A 24,151-nucleotide genomic window follows, 5' to 3' on the forward strand; every position below is an offset into this window, starting at 1 on the left:
GCCGATTCGAATTATTCAGTGGTCAGTTATCGGATAGTTTCGCACACTGGCGGTTATCGCAGGACGGCAATCGCGACGCCGTTCGCGTTGACAGGACAAAACCGGAGACGACGCATGACGATGACCGCGAGCCCCGCGCTCGACAGCGCGATTACCAAAGCGCGCACGAGGCTGCTGCCTTTTCTGATCCTGATGTACGTACTGGCGTTCATCGACCGAGCGAACGTCGGCTTCGCGAAGAACGTGCTGCAGGCCGACACGGGCTTGAGCGACGCGGCGTTCGCGTTCGGCGCCGGCATTTTCTTCGTCGGCTATGCGGTGTTCGAAGTACCGAGCAACCTGCTGATGTACCGCTTCGGCGCGCGCATCTGGATGAGCCGCATCATGGTCACGTGGGGCATCGTGTCCGCGTGCACCGCCTTCGTCGACAGCGCCACGAGCTTCTATGTGCTGCGCACGCTGCTCGGCATCGCCGAAGCCGGTTTCTTTCCCGGCATCATCCTGTTCCTGTCGAACTGGTTTCCCGCGAAAACGCGCTCGCAGACGATGGGCATGTTCTATTTCGGCTTCCCGCTCGCGCTCCTGCTCGGCAGCCCGATCTCGGGTCTGCTGCTCGATGCGGGCAATCCGTTCGGCATGCATCCGTGGCAATGGCTGTTCGTCGTCGAGGGGCTGGCGGCGTCGGTGGTGGGCGTCGTCGCTTACTTCTATCTGACCGACCGGCCCGTGCAGGCGCACTGGCTCGATGCCGAAGAGCGTGACGCGCTCGATCACGCGTTGCGCCAGGAAGACCGCCAGAAGCTCGCGCATGGTCCGGCTTCGGTGCTCGCGGCGCTGCGCGATTTGCGCGTACTGTTCTGCGGCCTGATCTACTTCGCGGTGCAGATGAGCGTGTATGGCGTCGTGTTCTATCTGCCAACCCGCATCGCCGGGCTCGCAAGCGGCGGCCATGTCGGCGTCGAGGTCGGAATGCTGACAGCGATTCCGTGGATCGCCGCGATCATCGGCACGTTCTGGGTGACGCGCTACGCCGACCGCCACGGTCATCACCGTACCTGGGCCGCGGCGATGCTCGCGCTCGCGGCGTTCGGCATTGCCGCGTCGGCGATGACGTCGTCGGTCACGCTTGCGATTGCCGCCTTCTGTTTCGCCGCCATCGGTTTCGTCTGCGTGCAGCCATTGTTCTGGACGCTGCCCACCGGTTACCTGGGCGGCGCCGCGGCCGCGGGCGGCATCGCGTTGATCAATTCGATCGGCAATCTGGGCGGCTTCGTCGCGCCGAATCTGAAGGGGCTGGCCGAGCACGCGATCGGCTCTTCGCAGGCGGGTATGTTCTCGCTCGCGGTGGTCGGACTGATCGGCGCATTGCTGCTGCTGACGTTCCGCTTCGCCCCTGCCGCCTCCCATTCCGTCTCTCATCGCAGCGGCCCGCTCGGCGAACGCCCGGGCCACTGACTCTCTGATTCTCTGAAGGAAATCGTCGAACATGAAAATCAAGCATATCCGAACGCGTGTTTTCGAGTGGAAAGGCAAAGTCGTGCCGCCGCAAGCGCATTTCTGCACGAACGCGGTCGATATTCTGTACGAGCGTGGCGATGCGATGGGGTCGTTCCGCTTTCACGGCTGGCTCGTCGTCGAAGTCGAATGCGACGACGGCACCGTGGGCATCGGCAATTGCGCGCTCGCGCCGCGCATCGCGAAGCAGATCATCGACGAATACCTCGCGCCGATCGCGATCGGCGAAGACCCGTTCGACAACGAATACATCTGGCAGAAGATGTATCGCCGCACGCTCGCGTGGGGCCGCAAAGGCATCGGCATGGCGGCGATCTCCGCGATCGATATCGCGCTGTGGGACATCATGGGCAAGGCCGTGAAAAAGCCGGTGTTCAAGCTGCTCGGCGGGCGCACGAAAGAAAAGATCTGGTGCTATGCATCGAAGCTTTACAACAACGATGATCGCGACGCTTTCCTCGGCGAAGCGGAAAGCTATCTGGACAACGGCTTCACCGCGATGAAGATGCGCTTCGGCTACGGTCCGAAAGACGGCCCGAAAGGCATGGCGAAGAACATCGAACAGGTGCGTCTGTTGCGTGAACTGGTCGGCGACGAAGTCGACATCATGCTCGAATGCTATATGGGCTGGACGCTCGAATACGCGCGCAGAATGCTGCCGCGCCTCGCCGAATTCAATCCACGCTGGATCGAGGAGCCGGTGATCGGCGACGACGTCGAAGGCTATCAGGAGTTGAAGAAGATGAACCTGATGCCGGTGTCGGGTGGCGAGCATGAGTTCACGAGCTATGGCTTCAAGGATCTGCTCGAACGCCGCGCGATCGACGTGATCCAGTACGACACGAATCGCGTGGGCGGGATCACGGCGGCGCGCAAGATCAACGCGATGGCCGAAGCGTGGTCGGTGCCGGTGATTCCGCATGCGGGACAGATGCACAACTATCATCTGACGATGTCGAGCACCGCGAGCCCGATGTCGGAGTTCTTCCCGGTGTTCGATGTCGAAGTTGGCAACGAATTGTTCTACTACATCTTCGAAGGCGAGCCGCGGCCGGAAAATGGCTATCTGCAACTGTCGGACGACGTGCCGGGTCTTGGCATCAAGTTGAGCGACAAGTATCTTGCCGACTTCAACATCGTCGAATGAGTGGACCGATCCGAGGAAAGCACATGAAGCCACGCATCGCAGTCCTTCTCGGCGACCCCGCCGGTATCGGTCCCGAGCTGATCGCGCGTCTGCTCGCGCAGCGGGCGAACCGCGCGCGCGCGGAGCTGCTGGTCATCGGCGACCGGCGCGAGCTCGAAACCGGCATGAAGATCGCGCAGCAGCGCTTCGATTACGACGTGGTCGAAGATGCGCATGCCGCGTTTCAACGCGACGGCGTGCCGTCGCTGATCGATTTCCGTCTGCCCGGCGATCAAGCTTTCGAGCGTGCGGTGGCGACCGAACACGGCGGCCGCTATAGTCTCGCCGCGTTCAGGCACGCGCTCGCGCTGACGCAAAGCAACGTCACCCAAGGCATGCTGTTCGCGCCGGTCAACAAGACCTCGCTGCATCTGGCCGGCATGGAAACCGGCGACGAGATGGAGTGGTTCGCGAAGCAGCTCGGCTACACGGGCAGCTTCTGCGAGTTCAACGTGCTCGACGAGCTATGGACTTCGCGCGTGACCTCGCATATGGCGTTGAAGGACGTCAGCGCGAAGCTGTCGGAGGAGCGCATCGTCGGCGCGGTGCGGCTGATTCACGAAGGCCTGAAGCGAGCCGGCCATCCGCAGCCGCGTATCGCGGTATGCGGTTTCAATCCGCACAACGGCGACAACGGCGCGTTCGGCCGCGAGGAGATCGACGTGATCGTGCCGGCCGTCGAGGCCGCGCGCAAGCTCGGCTACGACGCGCAGGGACCGTTTCCCGCCGACACGATCTTCGTGCGCGCGCGCGACCAGAAGGCCTTCGACGGCGTCGTCACGATGTACCACGATCAAGGCCAGATCGCGATGAAGCTGATGGGTTTCTGGCGCGGCGTGACCGTGCACGGCGGCTTGCCGGTTCCGATCGCGACGCCCGCGCACGGCACCGCGTTCGACATCCACGGCCAGGGCAAGGCCGACGTCGGCGCGACGCAGAAGGCGTTCGACATCGTCACGCGGATGGCGACCGAGCGCGTGAACAGGCCCTAACGCGTCAGCGTTTCCTGCGCGGCCCGGTCGAGGCGCGCACCACGAGCTCGGGCGGTGGCCCGAGCACCATCGACGGCTGCCGCTCCGGCGTCTGGATCAAACGGATCAGGCTCTTGATGGAAAGCTCCGCGACGGCCGCGGTTTGAATCGCGACCGTGGTCAGCGCGGGATGCACCTGATGCGCGAGCTGAATGTCGGTGATGCCGATCACCGACACGTCGTCGGGCACCGAGCGGCCGAGCGTGATCAACGCCTGGATCGCGCCGATCGCGAGCAGGTCGTTGGTCGCGAAGATCGCGCTCAGTTGCGGGCGGTTCGCCATCAGTTCCATGCAGGCGGCGAAGCCGGCGTCGATCGAGTCGCGAATCTGCAGCACGGCGGCCGCATCGGCTTCGATGCCGGCCATGCGCATCGCGGCGCGAAAGCCGTTCGAGCGCGCGTCCTGCAAACCGCCGCAGCCGTCGCCGATCAGCAAGCCGATCTCGCGATGGCCGAGTCCGAGCAGATGCCCCGCGGCCAGCTCGCCGGCACGCGCGAAGTCGACTGCGATGCACGGTAGCTCGGGCGGCGACTCGGGGTGCTCCCACATGGCGAGCAGAATCGGCGCGCTATGCGTCGCAGACGCGCACAGGTCGTTGATCGTGATGTCCGTGTTCATTACGAGCACGCCGTCGGCGAGCGTGCCGGCGATCTGGTTCAGATATGCGCGGCCGATTTCGGCATCGTCGTCGGTATTGCAGACCATCAGGAAGTGGCCGGTCTTGCGCGCCGCGCGCTCGGCGGCGAGCACGAACTCCGGGTAAAACGGGTTCGAGATGTTCGACAGCATGAGCGCGAGCGTCGACGAACGGCCTTCGGCGAGCGCGCGCGCATTCAGGTTCGGCCGGTAGCCGAGTTCGGCGATCGCCTGCAGCACGCGCTCAGCCGTTTCAGGGCGGACTTTCTCGCGATTGCGCAGCACGTTGGAGACCGTGGCGGCGGTAACCTGCGCGCGTTTCGCGACTTCGGACAACGTGACCATGTCGGGTTATCCCATATTTAGGGAGGTCAATTCAAATGTTGCAAACGGCCTGCGACATTGCTAACTTTCTGAAAAACGTAACGGAGACACCCACCATGACTTTATCCGTCGAACTCGAATTTAAGCGATTAAATGCCGCCGGCACAAGGCCGGGGCGTTTTATTTCGGCCAAAATTTAAGCGGTTAAATCACGGCGGAGACAGCATGGCGACGATTCGTTTGAGCGATGTGCAAAAGGCCTACGGCGACCATCCGCCGGTGATCCGGCGCGTGAATCTCGAGATCGCGCAGCATGAATTCTGCGTATTTCTCGGCCCCTCGGGCTGCGGCAAGTCGACCTTACTACGGATGATCGCCGGTCTCGAAGACCTCAGCGAAGGCGAGCTGCATATCGGCGGCCGCCTCGTCAACGACGTGCCGGCCGCCGAGCGCGGCGTCGCGATGGTGTTCCAAAGCTACGCGCTGTTTCCGCACATGACCGTGTTCGACAACATGGCGTTCGGATTGAAGCTCGCGAAGCAGCCGAAGGACGTGATCGAGCGCAAGGTGCGCGAAGCCGCGCGGATTCTGCAACTGGAAGGCTTGCTCGAACGACATCCGAAAGCGCTGTCGGGCGGCCAGCGGCAGCGCGTCGCGATCGGCCGCGCGATCGTGCGCGAGCCGGGCGTGTTTCTGTTCGACGAGCCGCTATCGAATCTCGATGCCGCGCTGCGCGGCCAGACGCGCGTCGAGATCGCGCGTCTGCATCAGCGCTTCGCGAATGCGAGCGTCGTGTACGTCACGCACGATCAGGTCGAAGCGATGACGCTTGCCGATCGCATCGTGCTGCTGCATGCGGGCGCGGATGCCGAGCGCTTCGGCAGCATCGCCCAGAGCGGTGCGCCACTCGAGCTGTATCACCACCCGAAGTCGCGCTTCGTCGCGGGCTTTATCGGCTCGCCACGTATGAACTTCGTCGATGCGACCGTCGAGTCGATCGAACCGGGGCGTGTGACGGTGGCGTTCGTGGCCGGCGCGGAAAAGCTGGTCGCGCACGTCGACGGTAAACGGCTGCAACGCGGCCAGCGCGTCACGCTCGGCGTGCGCCCCGAGCATCTGCGGCTCGATGGCGACGAACAGTTCATTCAGTGCGCGACCGTGCTATCGGAACGGCTCGGCGAGCACAGCTATATCCACGCGGACCACGCGGGAGGCACGCTGATCGCGAAGGCGCCCGGCGATACGCCGCTCGGCGCGGGCGAGCGCATCCGCGTCCATGTTCCGCCCGCTGCCTGTCATCTGTTCGACGAACAGGGACTCGCGCTGCGGCGTAGCACGTTCGAGCCGGAACGCGCGGCCGCCTGAACGATCGTCGACGGCGGACCTGCTTCAACGGTTCGTCGGACTGAATTCCGCCATAGAGCGGGTTACATCGCCGGCCACGCTGCGTAGCCGGTCAACAAGGTAGACAAGGAGACATAGATGATTGCTCTTCGCCTTCGCCGTTTCGCACAGGTGTCGATCGCCGCCGCCGTGGTGGCCGGCGCGCTCGGCAGCGCCGCGGTCGACGCGGCCACGCTGAACGTCAACGTATCGGCGCGCGGTAATCAGCGCTCGACCTGGCAGGATGCGTTCGACCAGTTCAAGAAAGCCAATCCCGACATCGACCTGAAAATCACCTACGTGACCGAGGAAGCCTACAAGGTGCAGATGGGCGGCTGGCTCGCCACCGATCCACCCGACGTCGTCTCGTGGCACGACGGCGAGCGGATGGCCTATTACGCGCAACGTGGTCTGCTCGAAGATCTGAGCTCGGACTGGGCGAAGAACGGCTGGTCGCAGCAGTATGCGTCGGTCAAGGACGCGTCGACGTACAAGGGCAAGCAGTATGCGGCACCGCTCGGCTATGACGCGTACGGCTTCTTCTATCGCAAGGATCTGTTCGAGAAGGCCGGCATCAGGAGCGAGCCGAAAACGTGGGACGAACTGCTCGAAGCCAACAAGAAGCTGAAGGCGATCGGCGTCGCGCCGATCGCGGTGGCTGCACGCGACAGCTGGACGCTGGCTGCCTGGTTCGACTATCTCGATCTGCGCATCAACGGCAACGAGTTCCATCAGAAGCTGATGGCCGGCGAAATTCCGTACACCGATCCGCGCGTGAAGAAGGTCTACACGACGTGGAAGACGCTGCTCGACAATCACGACTTTATCGACAATGCGCTGTCGTACGACGTCGATTCGATCGGCCCGATCCTCAACAACGGCAAAGCCGCGATGATGCTGATGGGCACGTTCTTCTCGGCGAGCTTCCCGCCGTCGATCAAGGACCAGATCGGCTTCTTCCGCTTTCCGGTGCTCGACGCGAACGTGCCGATGGCCGAGGACGGCCCCGTCAACGTGCTGCTGATTCCGGCGAAGGCGAAGAACAAGGCCGACGCGCGCAAGCTGCTCGCGTTCATGGAGACGCCGAAGATCAACGCCGAACTCGCGAAGGGCTGGGGACAGTTGCCGTCGAACAGCCAGGCGGCGGCGCCTGAGGACGCGATCTCGAAGGTCGGCTTCCAGACGCTCGCGAACACGAAGGGCGGCATCGCGCAGTTCTACGATCGCGATATGCAGAAGGAAATGGCCGACGAAGGCATGAAGGCCATGCAGCAGTTCTACAGCGATCCGTCGCAACTCGACAGCGTGCTTGCTCATCTCGAAGCGACGCGCAAGCGCATCTACCAGAAGTAAGTCCCGCCGCGCCGGCCGCCTGAGCGCGGCCGGCTTGCGGGTCCCAATTCCGCCTTCGATTTCCGACGAGGCCGCTCCATGTCTCATACCGCAGCGCGCCGCCTGCCCGCGGCGCGGCACCGTCGCGTCTCGACGACGCGCCGTCATCAGCATCGCGCCGCGTTTTTCTTTCTGCTGCCGGGCTGCGCGTTGTTCGCGCTGTGCGTGATCTATCCGATCATCAGCAGCATTTCGCTGAGCTTCTACCACTGGGACGGCATGACGCCGAAGACCTTCGCCGGTCTCGCCAATTACGTCGAGCTGTTTCAGTCCGATACGTTCTATACGGCGCTGAAGAACAACCTGATCTGGCTCGCGTTGTTTCTGCTCGCGCCACCTCTCGGTCTGCTGTTCGCGCTGTATCTGAATCAGCAGGTGCGCGGCATGCGCGTCGTGAAGTCGCTGTTTTTCGCGCCGTTCGTGCTGTCGGGCGTCGTGGTCGGCCTCGTATTCAGCTGGTTCTACGATCCGACGTTCGGGCTGCTGCGGCTGATCGTCGGCCGTGGCATCCCGGTGCTCGGCGATCCGCACACGGTCACGTTCGGCATCATCTTCGCCGCGCTGTGGCCGCAGGCGCCGTTCTGCATGATCCTGTATCTGACCGGGCTCACCGGCATCAATCCCGAGGTGGTCGAGGCCGCGCGCATGGAAGGCGCACAAGGGCTGCGACTGCTGTGGCACGTGATCCTGCCGCAATTGCGGCCGGCCACCTTCATGGCGGTGGTGCTGACCGTGATCGGCGCACTGCGCAGCTTCGATCTGATCGCGGTGATGAGTGGCGGCGGTCCGTTCGACAGTTCCACCGTGCTCGCCTATTTCATGTACGACCAGGCGATCAAGTACTACCGCGAAGGCTATTCCGCCGCGATTGCAGTCGTGCTGTTCGCGATCATGCTCGTCTATATCGTGTTCCATCTGCGCCGCATGTTGCGCGAGGAACGCTGATTCTCTGAACGTCGGGAGTACCCGGTCATGTATCCGCTTCCCGTCGAACGCTGGAAACCGCTGAATCGCACGCTTTACAAGGCCTCGCTGCCGCTGGCGCTGTTTATCTGGCTGCTGCCGATGCTCGCCGTGCTGCTGACCTCGATCCGCTCGACGGATGAATTGTCGCAAGGCGACTACTGGACGTGGCCGAAACACTTCGCGTTGCTGGAGAACTATGGCACCGCGCTCACGCAAACGCCGATGCTGCATTACTTCGCCAATAGCGTGCTGATCACGGTGCCGTCGGTGATCGGCGCGATCGTGCTCGCGTCGATGGCGGGCTTCGCGTTGGCGACGTATCGCTTTCCGGGCAACACGGCCGTGCTGTTCGCGTTCGTCGCCGGCAATTTCGTGCCGATCCAGATCCTGATGATTCCGGTGCGCGACATGGCGCTGAAGTTCGGCCTGTTCAACACCGTGTGGGCGCTGGTGATCTTTCATGTGTCGTTTCAGACCGGCTTCTGCACCTTGTTTCTGCGCAACTTCATCAAGCAACTGCCGTTCGAGATGATCGAGGCCGCGCGCGTCGAAGGCGCGGGCGAGTGGACGATCTATCTGCGCATCGTGCTGCCGCTGATCCGCCCCGCGCTCGCCGCGCTCGCGATCCTCGTGTTCACGTTCGTGTGGAACGACTACTTCTGGGCGCTGTGCCTCACGCAAGGCGACGACGCCGCGCCGATCACGGTGGGCGTCGCCGCGCTGAAAGGGCAGTGGACGACTGCGTGGAACCTCGTCGCGGCGGGCTCGGTGCTGGCCGCGTTGCCTTCGGTGCTGATGTTCTTCGGCATGCAAAGGCACTTCGTCGCCGGACTGACCTTCGGGGCGAGCAAGGGATAAAGGGCGCTTGAAACACGATTGAAACGACGGCTCGACGTCAACTCACCACGAGACTTTCACATGCAACTTGGTGTCTGCTACTACCCGGAACAATGGCCGCGCGCGATGTGGGCCGACGACGCGCAACGTATGGTCGAACTCGGCATCACGCATGTGCGGATCGCTGAATTCGCGTGGAGCCGTATGGAGCCGCGCGCCGGCGAATTCGACTGGCAATGGCTCGACGAAGCGGTCGAAACGCTCGCGAAAGCGGGCCTGAAACTCGTGCTCGGCACGCCGACCGCGTCGCCGCCGAAGTGGCTCGTCGACGCGCATCCGGACGTGTTGCCGGTGCGCGCGGACGGCGCGCGCTGGAATTTCGGCTCGCGGCGTCACTACGATATTTCGAGCGACACGTACCGGCGCGAATGCGTGCGCATCGTCACCGCGATGGCGAAGCGCTATGGCCGGCATCCGTCGATCGTCGCATGGCAGACCGATAACGAACTCGGCTGCCACGACACGGTGCCGAGCTATTCGGCTGCGGCGTTGCAGCGCTTTCACGCGTGGCTGCAGCGGCGCTACGCAACGATCGGCGCGTTGAACGACGCGTGGGGCAACGTGTTCTGGAGCATGGAGTACCCGTCGTTCGACGCGATCGGGCTGCCGACGCTGACACCCACCGACGCCAATCCGATCCATCTGCTCGACTTCCGCCGCTTCATGTCCGACGAGGTGGCGAGCTTCCATCGCGAGCAGATCGAGGTGTTGCGCGAGCATGCGCCGAACGCGGATCTGCTGCACAACTTCATGGGCTTTTTCACGACCTTCGATCACTATCGCTTCGCCGCCGACGACGCGATCGACGTCGCCGCATGGGACAGCTATCCGATTGCTCGCACTGAGTCGATCGCGTTGCCGGAGGAGCAGAAGGCGCGCTTCGCGCGTACCGGACATCCCGACGTGTCCGCGTTCGATCACGACCGCTACCGGGGCATTGGCGGCGGGCGCTTCTGGGTGATGGAGCAGCAGGCCGGTCCGGTGAACTGGGCGTCGTGCAATCCGATTCCGGCGCCGGGCATGGTGCGGCTATGGGCGTACGAGGCGTTCGCGCATGGCGCGGAGCTGGTGTCGTATTTCCGTTGGCGTCAGTGCCCGTATGCGCAGGAGCAGATGCATTCCGGGCTCAATCTGCCGAACGACGAACTGTCGCCGGGCGGTCTCGAGGTGCAACGGGCCGCGCGTGAGATCGCGGGCAGTACGGTGCTGTCGACGCTCGCCGCGCCCGCGCGCGCGGCCACCGCGCTGGTATTCGACTACGAGACGCAGTGGATGTTCGAAATCCAGCGTCACGGCAAGGGCTTCGACTACCAGACGCTCGCGTTCGACTACTACGAGTCGCTGCGCGAACTCGGGCTCGATGTCGATATCGTGTCGAGCCGGGCAGATCTTTCGCGCTACCAGCTAGTCGTGGTGCCGAGCCTCGCGGTGATCGACGCCGCGCTCGTCGAGCAGATCGCGCGTTCGAACGCGCAATGGGTGTTCGGCCCACGCAGCGGCTCGAAAACCGACGCGTTCGCGATTCCCGGCAATCTGCCGCCCGGCGCGTTGCAGCGCGCGCTGCCGATCCAGGTGCTCGAAGTCGAAACGCTGCGGCCGACGCTCGCGCCCGCGCTGTCGATCGACGGCACCGAGGGTCACGCGCTGCACTGGCGCGAGCATGTGCGCGCCAATGGCAAGACACGCATTGCCGCGCGCTTCGACGATGCCTGGCCCGCGCTGCTGACGCACGGCAACGTGCGCTATGTGGCCGGCTGGCTGTCGCATGAACTGCATCGCACGCTGTTGCGGCAGGCGGCGCGCGATGCGGGCCTCGATACGCAGGTACTCGCCGACGGACTGAGGCTGCGCCGCCGCGGCGGCTTGACCTTCGCATTCAATTTCGGCGCGCAACCGGTGCAGGCGCCAGCACCGCGCAATGCGACGTTCGTGCTCGGCGGGCCGCGCCTGAATACCGGCGACGTCTGCGCGTGGAAAGACGCGTGACGTGGTGTGGTTGTCACGTCACGGCAGGAAGCCAACCGAGCGGGTGCAGATCGGCAATGAGATTACCGGTGGCATGCTGTGGCCGCTCGGCAAGTACGATCAGCTCGATAACCTCGCGGCGCTGCTGAAGGCCGGGCACGACGCGGTCAAATCCGTCGACGGGCGCATCAAGGTGATGCTGCATATCGACAGCGGCGGCAACAACGCGACGAGCCGCTGGTGGTTCGACAACATGACGCAGCGTGGCGTCACGTTCGACGTGATCGGGCAGGGCTCGTTCAGCGACCTGCAGGGCAATGTGAACGATCTTGCGACGCGCTACGACAAGGACGTGATCGTCGTCGAGACCGCGTATCCGTGGACGACCAGCGACGGCGATCCGGAACCGGACTCGATGACCAACGTCGGCACCTCGCCGTACCCGCGGACGCCCGCCGGCCAGGCGCAGTTTCTCGGCGCGGTGCGACCAGTGGGACAACAACACGCTGTTCGATTTCCGCGGCAATGCACTGTCGTCGCTGGATGCGTTCCGGCGGCGCTAGCGCATCGCGGGTGACACGCCGGCATCACTGTGCCGGCGATGCCTGCCCCTTGTGCCGGTTCACGCAGTCCGACGTGATCGCCATGCTCGCCTGATCGGGCGTCATGTGTGGCGCGTCGGGGCTGTAGATCTTTTCGATGATCGCGTCGACGGCCGCGCGGTCGGACGGGTCTTTGTAGTAGTGGGCGGCCTGCTCGAGCGCCTGAGCTTTGGTCTTTTTGTGTGCGCGCCACGACGCGACCTGGCCGGCGATATCGCCGAGCGCGAAACATTGATCGCTGACGGTCTGCGCGACGGCCTGAGCGGCCGGCTGCGCGATGCACAGCGCGACGAGCGCGGATACGACTACGCGTTTCATTACCGGAGTCCTGACATGAGACGGCGGCGGCGCGGCAGCGGCGGTGATCGCCGCGCCTGGCCGCGCGCGGAAAAATTGTTGCGTAGTGTATCGGGAAGTAGGCCGGGGCGCTTTTCGCCGCCGTGGATCACAATGCCGCAGGCGAACGGGTGTGACGTCGATGCGTCACAGCGGCAGCGGCCGATCCTTTAGCCAGGTTTCAGGCGCGGCGATGGTTCTGATTGCCGTGCTGCTGTGTGTCGAGCAACTGCTCGCGTTCAGGTAAGCGAGAGATTCCAGGCATTCAGCGAAATAAAAAGCCGCCCTGCGATTCGCAGGGCGGCTTCTGGGTCACCACTCGGTCGAACCCCGTTACCGGTCCGCTGGTGCGCACATTTCATTGCACGCTCAATGGCCGAACGACTCCGTCTTCGACGCACCCGCTTCCGCCGCCTGCGGCCGTGCCGCCTGCTTGATCAGCAGCGCGACGCACGATAGCAGACCCGCCACCGCGATCGTCGCGAAGATGCCGCCGAACGAGAAGTGGCGGCGCGCCAGCTCCGCTACGAGGAACGAACCCGCAATGCCGCCGAAGCGGCCGACGCCAAGCATCCACGCGACGCCCGTGCCGCGGCCCACGGTCGGGTAGAACGCGGCGGCGAGCGCCGGCATCGACGATTGCGCGGTGTTCATCAGCACGCCGGCGATGAACACGATCAGCACGAGCGCGCCGACGTTGCCGGCCGCCTGACCGATGAAGTACACGCTGACGGCGGTCAGTGCATAGCACACCGCAATGACGCGGTTCGCGTTGAAGCGGTCCATCAGCACGCCGGCCAGTACCGCGCCGACGCCGCCGAGCGGGAACAGCGCGGAGATCAGCGTCGCGCGTTGCGGCGTGAGGCCGGCGTCCTTCAGCAGGATCGGCATCCAGTTGATCGATGCGTAGAAGATCACGAGGCCCATGAAGTACGCGACCCACAGCATCACCGAACCGACGATGTACGAGCGCGACAGCACGACGCCGAGCCCCTTGCCGCCGGTTTGCGGCGCGGTTTCGGTCATCGTGAAACCGACGGCCTGCACCGCGTCGCCGGAAATGCGCGCGAGAGCGGCGCGAATCCGCTCGGCCGGCTTGTTATTCGCGACCATGTAGCGGACCGACTCAGGCATCTTCGCGAGCAACAGCAGCAACAGCAGCAGCGGCGTGACGCCGCCGAGGATCAGCACGCTGCGCCAGCCCAGATGCGGAATCATCCACGCGGCGAGGAAGCCGCCGAACGCGGCGCCGAGCGGGAAGCCACAGAACATCAGGTTGATCATGGTGGCGCGGCGGTTGTCCGGGCAGTACTCGCCCATCATCGTGACCGCGTTCGGCATCGCGGCGCCGAGGCCGACGCCGGTGACGAAGCGCAGCACGGTCAGTTGGTCGATGCCGGTCGAAAACGCCGACGCGAGGCAGGCGACGCCGAACAGCAGCACCGAGCCGACCAGCATCGAGCGACGCCCGAGGCGGTCGGACAACGGACCCGAGCCGAGCGCGCCGCACGCGAGGCCGAACAGCGCGGCGCTCAGCACCGGCGCGAGCGCGGGCTTGTCGATACCCCATTCGGTGATCAGTGAAGGCGCGATGAAGCCGATCGCAGCAGTGTCAAAACCGTCCAGCAGGACGATGATGAAGCACATGAAAAAGATCAGCCATTGGAACGGCGAAAACGGATGCTCGTTGATGAAGGTTTGAACGTTCACAGCGGGGCTGCGGTTCATGATGGTCTCCTGGCAGCGAAAGGCCCGACACGACGAGCTATTCTTCTCTAAGACTGTACGCCGTCTGGCAACGGCGTACGATGCCTGCGGCGGGCCGACTGGCCGTTCATCGGCAATGAATCATCCCGGACGGATCGGTTTGACGGAATCGCGCCGGGCGAGGGAATTTGTTCGAATATAGAACTGTGATTCTCTATGCGAACGCGCGCCACTGTAAGGAATGAAATCGATGCGGTCAACGGGGGAATACCCGAGCTTCGCAGTGGCGGACGTGCCCGCCGATGCGTGGGAGGCGGCGCGCTGCAATAGGGCCGCAGAAAGGACGAGGCGCGCCAAGCTCAACGCGCCAAAGCAACCGGCGAACGGCGTCGAGACATCTGCCCGTCAGGCCGTCACCCCGGGATTGGCCACCGTCCGCTCGATTCGCCCCAGCCGGACCACCGTCACACCGGGGCGTAACTGCCGCAGCGACGGCATCACGAGCATGCAGTTGTCGTAGGGGGTGCGCACCTCTTCGCCGTTCGACCAGCCGATCACGGCGCCCGCTTCGGCGAAAACCTCGAGGCCGGTGTACGCCGCGGCGAAGCTGAAGTCCATGCTGGTTGCGACGACCGGCTGTGTCACGCGCACGATGTTCTGCTCGGGCGGCAATGGCGCGAGCCATCCAGGCGGCAGATCCGCTTCGTCGATCACGCCGGCCAGCAGCAGGAAGCGCGCGGTCGTATCGCGCGCGACGGCCACCGCACGGCGCTCCCAATGCTGGCCGCATTCGATCAGCAGCGCGTTCTTCGGGCTCGCGGCATCGCCGAACCCTTCGTAGTCGCGCATGCGGCGGCCTTCGGGATGCCCTTCGTCGCAGATCACCGTGGCGGGCGTACCGAGCCGCACCGCGAGGTCGATGCCTTTTTGCAGCGGTCCCGCGACGATCAGCGGCTTGCACCGCTCGTGCATCGAATGCAGGTCGAGCAGCGCGTCGACCGTATCGATCACCGGGCGCATCGCACGCGCGCGCTGCAGCTCGCTCGACCTGCGCGACGTGTCGTCGAGCACCGCCGCCGTCCACACGCGATTGAAGTCCTGATCGACGAAGCGCGCGGCGTCCGGATTCGCCGGATCGAAGCGCCGGTACGCGGCGACGTTCGCGAACGACAGCGTGAGCTGCCCGCGTCGCGGCCGCAGCGCGCGGCGCAGCAGTTCGTCGACGACGATCGCGCCGCACACTTCGTTGCCGTGCGTGAGCGCGTTGATCATCACGTGCGGGCCGGGCACGCCCGAATCGAACGTATGGACGTATGCAACGCCCGACGACGATGGCTCGTGCGGCGCGATATCGGGGAATTCGACTTCGATCGGATAGGCTTCTCGGCTCATGGCGGCGTCCTCGGTGAATGGCATTGATAATCTTTTCGTAAGACGTTGTTATTCCTGGCGCCTTCCGCAAAAGATAGTAAATGTTCTTCAGACATGTGCTTACCGTATCCCGCCACGTCGACAAAATCGTGAACGGATATCAATGACGTGTGGATACGAGGCGCATCTTCAGCGTGCGCGCCCGCGCATCGCCCAATACCGGTTGCCGAGAAAGCCCACGATCACGTAGACGGGAATGCCGCACAGTTGCGCGAGATAGGGCGCGTGCGTGAGATGCAACACCGAAACCATCGTCGCGAGATTGGCCAGGTACGAGATCAGCACGACGATCAGAAAGCGGATGGCGGTGTGCCGCGTGGCCTCCGTCCTGAACGTGAACCTGCTGTTGAGCGCGAAGCTCAGTCCCACACCCATCGCGTAGCCGACTATGTTGGCAACTACAGGAATCGCGCCCGCCGCTTGCACGATAAAGATGATGGCGGCCGAGATCACCGTATTGAGGCCGCCAACCAGAAGATATTTGATGAACTGGCGAAGAGGTTCGGTACGCGATGCTGTCGTGCGTAGACTGTTCATCGAATGGCCGCCTTCATGCGGCGCTCGCGTAGACGGCGTATTGGGCGCCGAGCGGAACATGGGTCAGATATTTTTCGAGTGGACGCAGTTTGGCCAGCATGTGAGGAAAGAAAATCCGGAAGCGCACGACAACGTCGGAAAAGCCCGCATCGAGGCACGCCCGCTTCATGTTGCGCGCGGTGATCAGTTTGGCGTTCACATCGAACTCGCAGGTGTTGACCGCCCTGACGGTCAGCGGGTTCAGCGGATTATGCTCGAAGATGACGACCGTGCCCCGCGGACCCACGACGCGCTTCAGTTCGCCCAACAAATGAACATGCTCGGCGTGATCGATATGATGGAACACGCACATCGCATAGGCGAGATTGAATTCGCCCTGCTCGAAAGGCAGCGTGTGACCGTCGAAGTGGACGAAGCGCGAGGAATCGGGAAAGCGGCTTTGCGCGACTTCCAGTGAACGCTCCGATACATCCGCGCACGTGAGCTGTGCGTCCGGCAAATAGCGCTTCACCCATGGAATCGACGTGCCCACGCCCGATCCGAAATCGAGCATGCGCGCGGGCAGCGCATCGCGTCGCGTCATCTCCTCGGCGATGTCGCGGATCTTGTACTCGGCGAAAAACTCCGGACCTTCTCCCGATGCCGCGATGTTACGGGCGTGCAGCGAAAGATACTCGTCAGCAAAGCTGTCGAACTCGGCCTTGTCCATGCTATTCATCCTTTCCGTGAACATCGGTTCCAAAAGCAATTGGAAAGCGATCTGGCGTGACGGTTCATGCATTCTCCATTGTCTCCACGACCCAATCATACGGGACCACGCGAACAATCGCATGGCCTTGCGCGTATCGGCATGCTGATGCAGACCAGTGCCAGTAAAAAGTGGTTGTTCGCATTCCGATGTGGTAATTCCGTTGCGGCTCTAATTCGACGTTTTTTCCGATGCCTTAGCACATTTCGGACAAAGAGGTCCTTATGCTTGCCTGTGGTCGGCGATGCGTACTAATGTCCAACTAGGTTAAACGCCGGACTCTGTGCCTGACTCTGGGTCGAGCCAGCTTCAGAATGGGGAGTTGCCTATGACGACGATGAATCTCGTCGTACCGTGCTACAACGAAGAAGAGGTTATCACCGAGACAGGCAAGCGGCTGCTCGCACTTCTGGAGCGATTGATCGAAGCCGGCGAGGTGAGCAACGAAAGCCGCATCACTTTCATTGACGATGGTTCCCGCGACCGTACCTGGTCGATCATCGAAGTGCTGCACGCGCAGAATGCCCGCTGCGGCGGCATCAAACTCTCGCGCAATCGCGGCCATCAGAATGCGCTGCTCGCCGGTCTGATGACGGCTCAAGGCGATGTACTCGTGAGTCTCGACGCGGATCTTCAGGACGATATCGAAGCCATTCCACGCATGCTCGCGGAATATCAGTCGGGTGCGGAAATCGTCTTCGGCGTGCGTCACAAACGTACGTCGGACACATTCTTCAAGCGCTTCACCGCTCGCAACTACTACAAGCTGCTCCGGACGTTCGGCGTCGATATCCTGCCGGGCCACGCGGATTTTCGCCTGATGAGCCGCAAGACAGTGGAAGCGTTGCGTCAGTTTCAGGAGGTCAATCTTTTCCTGCGCGGCATCATTCCGCTGCTCGGGTTCAAGACTGCGATCGTCGAATACGAGCGCGCCGCGCGCTTTGCGGGCGAGAGCAAATACCCGCTCAGCAAAATGATCGTCCTCGCGCTGGACGGCATCACGTCGTTCTCCGCCGTTCCCTTGCAATGGAGTACGCGCATCGGCGCATTGCTGGCGATCGGCTCGCTGTGCTTCGGCGCATGGGCCGCCTATGCGCGCATCTTCACCAACCTCACGGTGCCCGGCTGGGCTTCGACGGTAATCCCGATGTACTTTCTCGGCGGTATCCAGTTGCTCTTTCTCGGTGTGATCGGCGGCTACATCTCGAAGACGTACGCCGAAACCAAGCAGCGTCCTCGTTTCATCATTGAGCAAACGTTATGAATTCTCCCGTCGATCGTTCGGCGCCGGCGACCCCGGGCGCCGACGCGGTGTCCGCAGACGCGCTGTTTTCGCGCTCCGGCCGGCTCACCACCATTCTTCCGCGCGTGCTTTTCATCGTCACCGTGCTGTATGGCGGAGCGTTGTTCTGGATCGCGCCGCGTCCGCCCCTGGTGGACCTGCCGCAACACGCGGGACAGGTGATGTTGCTGCGCGATCTGCTCGAGCATACGTCGCCGTGGCAAAACCTCGTGCAGCTCAATCTGCTGACGCCGTATCTCGTCGGCTACGGCCTCGCGCTGCCGCTCACGTATCTGATGCCGATCGGCGCCGCGCTCAATTGCGTGCTGATGCTCGCGTATTTCGCGTTCGTGGCGTCATGCGTGGGCTTTCGCAGGTATCTGGGCGGCGATCCACGGCTCGACTGGCTGTTCGTGCCGGGATTTTTCGGCTTCGCCTTCATGTGGGGCTTCTATACGTTTCTGGTCGCGACCCCGTTGGGCATTCTGTTCATGTGGCTCTCGCACGACTATGCGAAGGCGACTTCGGTCAGGAAGGGGGTATGGATGTTCGTTGCGGGCACGGCGCTGTTCTTCTGTCACGGGCTCGTGTTTCTGCTTGCGATGGCGGTAGGCGTCGGCTTCGTGCTGTTCAAACAGAAGACGTTGGTCCGCAAGATCCTCGCGCTCGCGCCGTTCGTGCCGCTCGGTGTGCTGTGCATCGCGTATATGTTGTGGAGCCGCGCGACCGATCCGCTGCTCGGGCAGACGGTGCCCGGCGTAGACGTATTCAAATGGGGCTTCGACTTGCAGCGGGTGCTTTCGCTGCCCGTCTACGTGTGGGGCATGAACAAAAGCGCGGCCGTGTATTTGCCGCTCGTCGCGCTGATGTTCGCCGCGCCGTGGCTGTGGCGCAACAGGATCAATCCCGATCGCTCGGTCATCGTGCCGATGCTCGCCGTGGCGTTCGTGTGGTTCGTCGTACCCGGCACGGCGCTGAAGACGGCGTACCTGTATCACCGTTTCGCGCTGTTTCTGTTGCCCGCGTATGCGTTGATGTTCTGCGCGCCGCAAACGTCGGCGAACGGCGCTCGCCGTGCGTCGTCCGGTTCGAACCGGGGTGCGCTGCCCGGCGTCGCCGTACAAGCGTTGATCATCGCCGGATGCTGGATCTTCTTTGCGGACCAGACGGTTCGTCTGCATCGTTTCGCCGTCGAGAACGCGCCGCTGGACGCGCTGCTGTCGCGGACCGAACCGGATCAACGCGCGCTAAGTCTGATATTCGATCGCGCGAGTCCCGCGTACAGGAGCCCGGCCGCGTACGAGCACCAGTCGCTGTGGTATCAGGCGGAGAAACACGGTTTCGTCGATCCGAACTTCGCGACTTACGTGCCGCAGATCGCGCGCTTCAGGCCGGGCATGATGCCTATGGCCCCGCTGACGCTCGAACACGATCCGGCGGGTTTCGAATGGAATAAGGACAATGGCCGTCTGTACCGCTATTTCTTCGTTCGCAAGGAGGGGCCGTTGCCGAAAGATTTCTTCGCCAATAGCGAATGCGATGTCGCCCTGGTGACGCACGAGGGCGAATGGTCGCTCTACGAGCGGCGCAACTGTCGATAACGGCGCATCCGGCGTTGCGCCGTCATCCCTTCATGTCGAACGATCGGCGGCCAGGCATTCGCAGCGCGCTTTGATGGGCCTGGCGCGCCGTTCATATCAGGCGAGTTTTGCCGCGATCGCCTCGCCGACTTCGCTCGTGCTTGCTTTGCCGCCAAGGTCGCCGGTGTGCGGACCCTCGCTCAGCGTCGCCTCGATCGCCTTCAGGATCGCGTCGTGCGCTGCGCGCTCCTTGCCGCTCGAATGACCGAGGAAGTCGAGCATCATCGCGGCCGACCAGATCATCGCGATCGGATTCGCGATGTGCTTGCCGGCGATATCGGGTGCCGAGCCGTGCACCGGCTCGAACAGCGACGGAAACTTGCGGTCCGGATTCAGGTTGCCCGACGGCGCGAGGCCGATCGTGCCCGTGCACGCGGGGCCGAGATCGGACAGGATGTCGCCGAACAGATTGGTCGCGACGACCACGTCGAAACGGTCCGGGTTCAGGACGAAACGCGCGCACAGGATGTCGATGTGCTGCTTGTCCCACGTGACGTCCGGATACTGCGCGGCGATGCCGGCCGCGCATTTGTCCCACCACGGCATGCTGATCGCGATGCCATTGCTCTTCGTTGCGACGGTGATTTTCTTGCGCGCGCGGCGCTGCGCGAGATCGAACGCGAACTTCAGCACGCGCTCGCTGCCATGCCGCGTAAACACCGACTCCTGCAGCACGAACTCGCGCTCGGTGCCTTCGAACATCACGCCGCCCACCGACGAATACTCGCCCTCGGTGTTCTCGCGCACGATCCAGAAGTCGATGTCGCCGGCCTTGCGTCCCGCGAGCGGCGAGGGAACGCCCGCAAAGAGCCGTGCGGGCCGCAGATTCACATACTGGTCGAACTCGCGGCGAAACTTCAGCAGCGACCCCCACAGCGAGATGTGATCGGGCACGGTGTCGGGCCAGCCGACCGCGCCGAACAGGATCGCATCGGCCGATTGCAGTTGCGCTTTCCAGTCGTCCGGCATCATCTTGCCGTGCTTCGCGTAGTAGTCGCAGCTTGCCCATTCGATGTGCCGATATTCGAGCTCGATGCCGAAGCGTTGCGTCGCGACTTCGAGTACGCGCAGCGCTTCGGGCATCACCTCGACGCCGATGCCGTCGCCGGGGATGACGGCAATCCGGTATTTGTTCGACATGCTGGGCTTCTCCTTTGAAGAATTGGGTTGGGGATGTGGTGGCGGTCATTTTATTCGTGGTGCATTCGTTCATGCCGTGCCAGGCGCGGCGTGCCCCTCCTGCAAGGCTTAACCAGGGGTTTTTTGGGATGGTACCTTGATGCACAATTGGCCTCCTTTATTGACTGTGAGGCACGATGACTTCACTTTCCCTGGGTTCTCATCATGAGGTCCGTGAAAGGCGGCACGGACATTTCTTCTCGGTCAGCCTTTACAGATCGTTCAACCTTCACATCAGGTCTCGCTGGTTGTTTGACGTGGATCGGTGGTTCCATTTTGCATTGCCGGCGAGCACAGCCCGCGAAGCGCACGATGACATTGTGCAGGGCATGGAGGAAGCGCGCGCGGCGTGGCTGCAACATAGCCCATCCGTGCTGCTGTCGCACCAGCCATACGAGTTACGCGATATGCTCGGCCGGAGTGACAACCGCTTTCATATGTACAGGATGAAAGACGATGAGGTTGCTAAAGCCCTCTACAACGAAGTGAAGGACGGTAGCCTGATCTTCGTCCCTGAGCGGGACGAGATGCGCAAGTGCGTGCAGGCGATACGGGAGCAGCGGGAAAAGGCGTCCCGGACAGCGTCCGCGCGCGCGCAACAACCGGCCGACGCGGACATGCTAAGTTCGCTCTATGGCAACAGCCCCCGGGTGCCGCAGAATGCCGGTACGCCGTCGTATTCTCCCCGTGTTGGTTCGTTAGGCGAAGCTCAGCCGTTCGAGTACAGCGAGGACATTCCCACGGGCGGTGAAATGCAAACGGCATGGCTTCCCTCAGAAGGAGGGTCACCTAACCAATGGGTCGAAAACACATCGGGCAAGAAACAATGGCGCTTATATGACGGAGACGGTAACGCGGCCGTCGATATTGATTTCGGTCACGATCACGGGTTTGGCGTTCCACACTCCCATAATTGGGAAAATGGCGTTAGAGATAAGGGAAATGCATTTTCGCTGCTACCTTGGTAAAGGATTTGTTTGATGGACAAACTCAAGGAATTTGGTTACTTCCACGACTGGTATATCAACGCTCTCGTGGTTCGGGATAAGCATAAACTTATTGTCATGTTGGAGGATGAAGGGAAGCGGGCAACGGCAACTTTTAGCGGAACCAGTCGCTGCACCGTTGAACATTTCAGCGTGTCCAATAACATCGTCTTTGAGATGAAGATCCTCACGCCGGGGGACACGAATTACGATCTCGCCCGCGCCATGCTCTCTAAAAGCGAGCGGTTTTCGAAGACGCCGGGGTCTCAAGTAGCGCTAGTCCTCGCAACGGCCGGCGCGGAGCTAGCTGTGGAATTTGAGACGCTCGACATCGACGCTGAGTAGGCGATTCGACTCGTGAATCTCCGACTACGGGAATCGGCGCCTTTCGGGAAGCAGTGGCCGTGATGCTAAAAGACACTGTACCCAGTGTTAAGTTCGCTCTATGGCAACAGCCCGCGCGCGCCGCAGAACCTCGGCAATGCTCAGGCGTTCAACTATCAGCCAGATGCCGTGAGTGACGATGTGCAGGACATTGCGGCGCGCGGAGTGAGCGATTTTCACGAGGCCGAATGCTTCGCGGAGTACGAACGGGACCTAGACCTGTGCAACGCACTGGCTGTCCCAATGGCGGTACACGCGGCATGGTGCTATGCAAAACGCAGGCGTTCCAGAACTATCAACAATGCAGAGGATATTGATGGCTACTCATCCGCCGTATTCTGTGGTTCTAACCTATACAGAGGACCGTCAACGGCTCACGGTGCAAACCGTTGACCCAACCAGGCTTGCCCCGTTGCTGGCTGGGAAAATCGAAATGCCGATCCTTCTCGATGAGTACGATTTCAAACTCGACGATGAATTTGCGCGGAGGCTCGGCGTCGCAATACTCAACGTGATTGCGCTCGGTCAGCCTGACATCAAGCAGTACATGTCGGTTACGCAAGAGCCGATCGACAAGCCTTCACAGACGTAGCCTGCGCGCCCGCGCACTTATGCGCTGTGCGTGCAAAGGGCATTCGGGAATTATCAAACCTACTGTTGCGCGTCCGGCGCGCGCAGGGCCGCGAGCGCTTCAGGAAGTCGCGCGAGCGCTTCCGCTAGCGAACGTGCGCCGCCGAGTGGGAGAAAGCCGGCAAAGCTGTCGTTGTCGTCCACCAGCAGCCCCTCGAACTACCCAGTGCTGTCGCGATAGACGATCACGTCTGCCCGCTGCCAGCCCGTCCTTGCGAGTACCGCCGCCACGACTGCTCCGGCTGCGGTGGTGTCGCTGCGGCAACGGGGCGCGCGTGCAAGGACAACGCTTTCCGGTTCTATAACCAATGTCGAGGATACTGAACTATGGTCCCGTCAAAATCATTCGTCGTCTCGTATAACGAAGAGCTGCAACAGTTTGAAATGTATTCACTCAAGGATTCCGACTTGGCCGCTCTACGCGAAAACGCCGTTGTCGCGCCTTGGCGTCTTTCAGCGATTCCGGGCGGCAAATTAGGTGAAAACATCGCGAAGCGTCTCGGCGCTATGGCGCTTGGCGTTCTCTCGATATATCACCCTGAAGTGCAGCAACGTTTGCGCGTGGAGCCGGATCAGTTTCCGTTTCCGTAGGCCGTACCGCGTCAGCGAAGTCGGATCCACCAGTCAAGGGTCCGTATGATGATCGGGTCGCCAGCAGCAGAGTCGATGGTTGCCTGTTTCCCCTGGTACCCCTGTTGCATTACTGTTACTGCGTCTATTGAGGCGGTTTTTATGGGCGCTATTACAAAAGCCCCGCGTGCCACAGAATCTCAGCAATGCGCAGCCGTTCGACTATCAGCGCGGCATGCCGGATGACGACGGTATGCGGTTTGTTTGGGCGACGGCCCAAAATTTACTGCATAGCGCTTCAAGCAGGGCAAGCGATGGTAAATTTCCGCTCGCGTTACGGGCAGTGAGCAAGTTGTCCGTAGCGCTCGCCTATGCAATTGTCTTCGAGGAGATGACATGGCGGCAAATACGCCGGGTGCAAACGACGCAATGAGGATGAGCGCGGAAGGTTACGCTGCACTCAGGTTCAATGAGGGCGTGGTCATGCGCTATTACAACGATGCGCCCATCAACGGAAACTGTACGTGGGGAGTCGGAACACTGGCGCACCTCGGACCCTGTACACACGCGGAGTTGCAGCGCGCGGTCTTACCTGAGCAGGTGAACGCTGTCTTAACGGCGCGCGTTCACGACGCCGAGCGGCTCGTTAGGGCCACGGTCACCGGGCACGCACTGACACAAGCGCAGTTCGACGCGGCAGTCTCTTTCGCATACAACTCGACGGTTCGGAATACACGAGAAGCGCTGGACCCTGCAAATCGGGGGGATATGGAAGGAGTCGCGCAGCACATGTCGCTCAATAGGTGACCCCACGCGATCGGCG

Annotated in this window: 24 protein-coding genes and 1 pseudogene; 17 read left to right on the forward strand and 8 right to left on the reverse strand. The window is 62.4% G+C overall.

Going from position 1 to position 24,151, the window contains the following annotated elements:
- Window positions 1-114: 114 nt before the first annotated feature.
- The 3 genes from OKW30_RS26900 to OKW30_RS26910 are packed head-to-tail and all read left to right on the forward strand — an operon-like array spanning window position 115 to window position 3,693.
- Window positions 115-1,455 (forward strand): MFS transporter, encoded by a 1,341-nt coding sequence (locus tag OKW30_RS26900; RefSeq protein ID WP_429348095.1) that lies wholly within the window; start codon window positions 115-117, stop codon window positions 1,453-1,455.
- 31 nt (window positions 1,456-1,486) lie between these two features.
- Complete coding sequence (locus tag OKW30_RS26905; RefSeq protein WP_429348096.1) at window positions 1,487-2,662, forward strand: L-rhamnonate dehydratase; 1,176 nt, start codon at window positions 1,487-1,489, stop codon at window positions 2,660-2,662.
- Window positions 2,663-2,685: 23 nt separating this feature from the next.
- A complete protein-coding gene (locus OKW30_RS26910; protein WP_429348097.1) occupies window positions 2,686-3,693 on the forward strand; it encodes a 4-hydroxythreonine-4-phosphate dehydrogenase PdxA in 1,008 nt (335 codons plus the stop codon).
- 4 nt (window positions 3,694-3,697) lie between these two features.
- On the opposite strand, the gene OKW30_RS26915 is transcribed toward OKW30_RS26910, so the two are convergent.
- Complete coding sequence (locus OKW30_RS26915) at window positions 3,698-4,714, reverse strand: LacI family DNA-binding transcriptional regulator (protein ID WP_090809209.1); 1,017 nt, start codon at window positions 4,712-4,714, stop codon at window positions 3,698-3,700.
- Between the two features lie 204 nt (window positions 4,715-4,918).
- On the opposite strand from OKW30_RS26915, the gene OKW30_RS26920 reads away from it, so the two are divergent.
- From OKW30_RS26920 to OKW30_RS26945, 6 genes and pseudogenes are all read left to right on the forward strand, one after another.
- Window positions 4,919-6,058 carry an ABC transporter ATP-binding protein gene (locus OKW30_RS26920; RefSeq protein ID WP_429348098.1) on the forward strand — a complete coding sequence of 380 codons (1,140 nt, stop codon included), beginning with the start codon at window positions 4,919-4,921 and terminating at the stop codon, window positions 6,056-6,058.
- A gap of 117 nt (window positions 6,059-6,175) precedes the next feature.
- A complete protein-coding gene (locus OKW30_RS26925; RefSeq protein ID WP_429348099.1) occupies window positions 6,176-7,429 on the forward strand; it encodes an ABC transporter substrate-binding protein in 1,254 nt (417 codons plus the stop codon).
- A 78-nt stretch (window positions 7,430-7,507) separates the two neighbouring features.
- Window positions 7,508-8,413, forward strand: coding sequence for a carbohydrate ABC transporter permease (locus OKW30_RS26930; protein WP_090809213.1), 906 nt, complete (start codon window positions 7,508-7,510; stop codon window positions 8,411-8,413).
- A 27-nt stretch (window positions 8,414-8,440) separates the two neighbouring features.
- The gene (locus tag OKW30_RS26935; protein ID WP_018424689.1) at window positions 8,441-9,292 is read left to right on the forward strand and encodes a carbohydrate ABC transporter permease; all 852 of its coding nucleotides are present in this window, start codon (window positions 8,441-8,443) and stop codon (window positions 9,290-9,292) included.
- Between the two features lie 60 nt (window positions 9,293-9,352).
- Window positions 9,353-11,317, forward strand: a complete 1,965-nt coding sequence (locus OKW30_RS26940; protein ID WP_429348100.1) for a beta-galactosidase — start codon at window positions 9,353-9,355, stop codon at window positions 11,315-11,317.
- Window positions 11,310-11,859, forward strand: a pseudogene (locus OKW30_RS26945) (glycosyl hydrolase 53 family protein); the annotation flags it as partial. The gene OKW30_RS26940 and the pseudogene OKW30_RS26945, both read left to right, overlap by 8 nt.
- Window positions 11,860-11,883: 24 nt before the next feature.
- Here the strand turns inward: OKW30_RS26945 and OKW30_RS26950 are convergent.
- The 5 genes from OKW30_RS26950 to OKW30_RS26970 all read right to left on the reverse strand — a co-directional run bounded on the left by OKW30_RS26950 (window position 11,884) and on the right by OKW30_RS26970 (window position 16,618).
- On the reverse strand, window positions 11,884-12,216 hold the full coding sequence (locus tag OKW30_RS26950; protein ID WP_429348101.1) for a hypothetical protein: 333 nt from the start codon (window positions 12,214-12,216) through the stop codon (window positions 11,884-11,886).
- A 387-nt stretch (window positions 12,217-12,603) separates the two neighbouring features.
- Complete coding sequence (locus tag OKW30_RS26955) at window positions 12,604-13,962, reverse strand: MFS transporter (protein ID WP_184064911.1); 1,359 nt, start codon at window positions 13,960-13,962, stop codon at window positions 12,604-12,606.
- A gap of 384 nt (window positions 13,963-14,346) precedes the next feature.
- Window positions 14,347-15,333: a M14 family metallopeptidase gene (locus OKW30_RS26960; RefSeq protein ID WP_184064914.1), complete on the reverse strand. Its 987-nt coding sequence runs from the start codon at window positions 15,331-15,333 to the stop codon at window positions 14,347-14,349.
- A 168-nt stretch (window positions 15,334-15,501) separates the two neighbouring features.
- Complete coding sequence (locus tag OKW30_RS26965) at window positions 15,502-15,909, reverse strand: GtrA family protein (protein ID WP_184039660.1); 408 nt, start codon at window positions 15,907-15,909, stop codon at window positions 15,502-15,504.
- A 13-nt stretch (window positions 15,910-15,922) separates the two neighbouring features.
- On the reverse strand, window positions 15,923-16,618 hold the full coding sequence (locus OKW30_RS26970) for a class I SAM-dependent methyltransferase (protein ID WP_184064917.1): 696 nt from the start codon (window positions 16,616-16,618) through the stop codon (window positions 15,923-15,925).
- A 367-nt stretch (window positions 16,619-16,985) separates the two neighbouring features.
- Between OKW30_RS26970 and OKW30_RS26975 the strand changes: the two genes are divergently transcribed.
- A complete protein-coding gene (locus tag OKW30_RS26975) occupies window positions 16,986-17,921 on the forward strand; it encodes a glycosyltransferase family 2 protein (RefSeq protein ID WP_184064919.1) in 936 nt (311 codons plus the stop codon).
- Complete coding sequence (locus OKW30_RS26980; RefSeq protein ID WP_429348102.1) at window positions 17,918-19,540, forward strand: hypothetical protein; 1,623 nt, start codon at window positions 17,918-17,920, stop codon at window positions 19,538-19,540. Before OKW30_RS26975 ends, OKW30_RS26980 begins: the two co-directional genes overlap by 4 nt.
- A gap of 96 nt (window positions 19,541-19,636) precedes the next feature.
- Here OKW30_RS26980 and OKW30_RS26985 read toward each other — a convergent pair whose 3' ends face one another.
- On the reverse strand, window positions 19,637-20,719 hold the full coding sequence (locus tag OKW30_RS26985) for a tartrate dehydrogenase (RefSeq protein WP_184064923.1): 1,083 nt from the start codon (window positions 20,717-20,719) through the stop codon (window positions 19,637-19,639).
- Window positions 20,720-20,895: 176 nt separating this feature from the next.
- On the opposite strand from OKW30_RS26985, the gene OKW30_RS26990 reads away from it, so the two are divergent.
- The 3 genes from OKW30_RS26990 to OKW30_RS27000 all read left to right on the forward strand — a co-directional run bounded on the left by OKW30_RS26990 (window position 20,896) and on the right by OKW30_RS27000 (window position 22,720).
- Window positions 20,896-21,726: a hypothetical protein gene (locus OKW30_RS26990; RefSeq protein ID WP_260336220.1), complete on the forward strand. Its 831-nt coding sequence runs from the start codon at window positions 20,896-20,898 to the stop codon at window positions 21,724-21,726.
- Between the two features lie 12 nt (window positions 21,727-21,738).
- Window positions 21,739-22,089, forward strand: a complete 351-nt coding sequence (locus OKW30_RS26995) for a hypothetical protein (RefSeq protein WP_221307645.1) — start codon at window positions 21,739-21,741, stop codon at window positions 22,087-22,089.
- 355 nt (window positions 22,090-22,444) lie between these two features.
- Window positions 22,445-22,720 carry a hypothetical protein gene (locus OKW30_RS27000; protein WP_090809227.1) on the forward strand — a complete coding sequence of 92 codons (276 nt, stop codon included), beginning with the start codon at window positions 22,445-22,447 and terminating at the stop codon, window positions 22,718-22,720.
- Window positions 22,721-22,779: 59 nt separating this feature from the next.
- On the opposite strand, the gene OKW30_RS27005 is transcribed toward OKW30_RS27000, so the two are convergent.
- A complete protein-coding gene (locus OKW30_RS27005) occupies window positions 22,780-22,902 on the reverse strand; it encodes a hypothetical protein (RefSeq protein ID WP_429348103.1) in 123 nt (40 codons plus the stop codon).
- A gap of 183 nt (window positions 22,903-23,085) precedes the next feature.
- Here OKW30_RS27005 and OKW30_RS27010 point away from each other — a divergent pair, with 183 nt between their 5' ends.
- The 3 genes from OKW30_RS27010 (at window position 23,086) to OKW30_RS27020 (ending at window position 24,135) form a co-directional block, all read left to right on the forward strand.
- Window positions 23,086-23,349, forward strand: a complete 264-nt coding sequence (locus OKW30_RS27010) for a hypothetical protein (RefSeq protein ID WP_090809231.1) — start codon at window positions 23,086-23,088, stop codon at window positions 23,347-23,349.
- Between the two features lie 166 nt (window positions 23,350-23,515).
- Window positions 23,516-23,761 carry a hypothetical protein gene (locus tag OKW30_RS27015; RefSeq protein WP_429349236.1) on the forward strand — a complete coding sequence of 82 codons (246 nt, stop codon included), beginning with the start codon at window positions 23,516-23,518 and terminating at the stop codon, window positions 23,759-23,761.
- A 50-nt stretch (window positions 23,762-23,811) separates the two neighbouring features.
- On the forward strand, window positions 23,812-24,135 hold the full coding sequence (locus tag OKW30_RS27020; protein ID WP_429349175.1) for a glycoside hydrolase family protein: 324 nt from the start codon (window positions 23,812-23,814) through the stop codon (window positions 24,133-24,135).
- Window positions 24,136-24,151 lie beyond the last annotated feature (16 nt).

Origin of the sequence: Paraburkholderia sp. Clong3, assembly GCF_050436485.1 — a bacterium.
Lineage (GTDB): Bacteria > Pseudomonadota > Gammaproteobacteria > Burkholderiales > Burkholderiaceae > Paraburkholderia > Paraburkholderia tuberum.

Bases quoted from the DNA above. Each gene is read 5' to 3' on its own strand.
- OKW30_RS26900 (WP_429348095.1), top strand. From the start codon at position 115: ATGACGATGACCGCGAGCCCCGCGCTCGACAGCGCGATTACCAAAGCG.
- OKW30_RS26905 (WP_429348096.1), top strand. From the start codon at position 1,487: ATGAAAATCAAGCATATCCGAACGCGTGTTTTCGAGTGGAAAGGCAAA.
- OKW30_RS26910 (WP_429348097.1), top strand. From the start codon at position 2,686: ATGAAGCCACGCATCGCAGTCCTTCTCGGCGACCCCGCCGGTATCGGT.
- OKW30_RS26915 (WP_090809209.1), bottom strand. From the start codon at position 4,714: ATGGTCACGTTGTCCGAAGTCGCGAAACGCGCGCAGGTTACCGCCGCC.
- OKW30_RS26920 (WP_429348098.1), top strand. From the start codon at position 4,919: ATGGCGACGATTCGTTTGAGCGATGTGCAAAAGGCCTACGGCGACCAT.
- OKW30_RS26925 (WP_429348099.1), top strand. From the start codon at position 6,176: ATGATTGCTCTTCGCCTTCGCCGTTTCGCACAGGTGTCGATCGCCGCC.
- OKW30_RS26930 (WP_090809213.1), top strand. From the start codon at position 7,508: ATGTCTCATACCGCAGCGCGCCGCCTGCCCGCGGCGCGGCACCGTCGC.
- OKW30_RS26935 (WP_018424689.1), top strand. From the start codon at position 8,441: ATGTATCCGCTTCCCGTCGAACGCTGGAAACCGCTGAATCGCACGCTT.
- OKW30_RS26940 (WP_429348100.1), top strand. From the start codon at position 9,353: ATGCAACTTGGTGTCTGCTACTACCCGGAACAATGGCCGCGCGCGATG.
- OKW30_RS26950 (WP_429348101.1), bottom strand. From the start codon at position 12,216: ATGAAACGCGTAGTCGTATCCGCGCTCGTCGCGCTGTGCATCGCGCAG.
- OKW30_RS26955 (WP_184064911.1), bottom strand. From the start codon at position 13,962: ATGAACCGCAGCCCCGCTGTGAACGTTCAAACCTTCATCAACGAGCAT.
- OKW30_RS26960 (WP_184064914.1), bottom strand. From the start codon at position 15,333: ATGAGCCGAGAAGCCTATCCGATCGAAGTCGAATTCCCCGATATCGCG.
- OKW30_RS26965 (WP_184039660.1), bottom strand. From the start codon at position 15,909: ATGAACAGTCTACGCACGACAGCATCGCGTACCGAACCTCTTCGCCAG.
- OKW30_RS26970 (WP_184064917.1), bottom strand. From the start codon at position 16,618: ATGGACAAGGCCGAGTTCGACAGCTTTGCTGACGAGTATCTTTCGCTG.
- OKW30_RS26975 (WP_184064919.1), top strand. From the start codon at position 16,986: ATGACGACGATGAATCTCGTCGTACCGTGCTACAACGAAGAAGAGGTT.
- OKW30_RS26980 (WP_429348102.1), top strand. From the start codon at position 17,918: ATGAATTCTCCCGTCGATCGTTCGGCGCCGGCGACCCCGGGCGCCGAC.
- OKW30_RS26985 (WP_184064923.1), bottom strand. From the start codon at position 20,719: ATGTCGAACAAATACCGGATTGCCGTCATCCCCGGCGACGGCATCGGC.
- OKW30_RS26990 (WP_260336220.1), top strand. From the start codon at position 20,896: ATGACTTCACTTTCCCTGGGTTCTCATCATGAGGTCCGTGAAAGGCGG.
- OKW30_RS26995 (WP_221307645.1), top strand. From the start codon at position 21,739: ATGGACAAACTCAAGGAATTTGGTTACTTCCACGACTGGTATATCAAC.
- OKW30_RS27000 (WP_090809227.1), top strand. From the start codon at position 22,445: ATGGCTACTCATCCGCCGTATTCTGTGGTTCTAACCTATACAGAGGAC.
- OKW30_RS27010 (WP_090809231.1), top strand. From the start codon at position 23,086: ATGGTCCCGTCAAAATCATTCGTCGTCTCGTATAACGAAGAGCTGCAA.
- OKW30_RS27020 (WP_429349175.1), top strand. From the start codon at position 23,812: ATGCGCTATTACAACGATGCGCCCATCAACGGAAACTGTACGTGGGGA.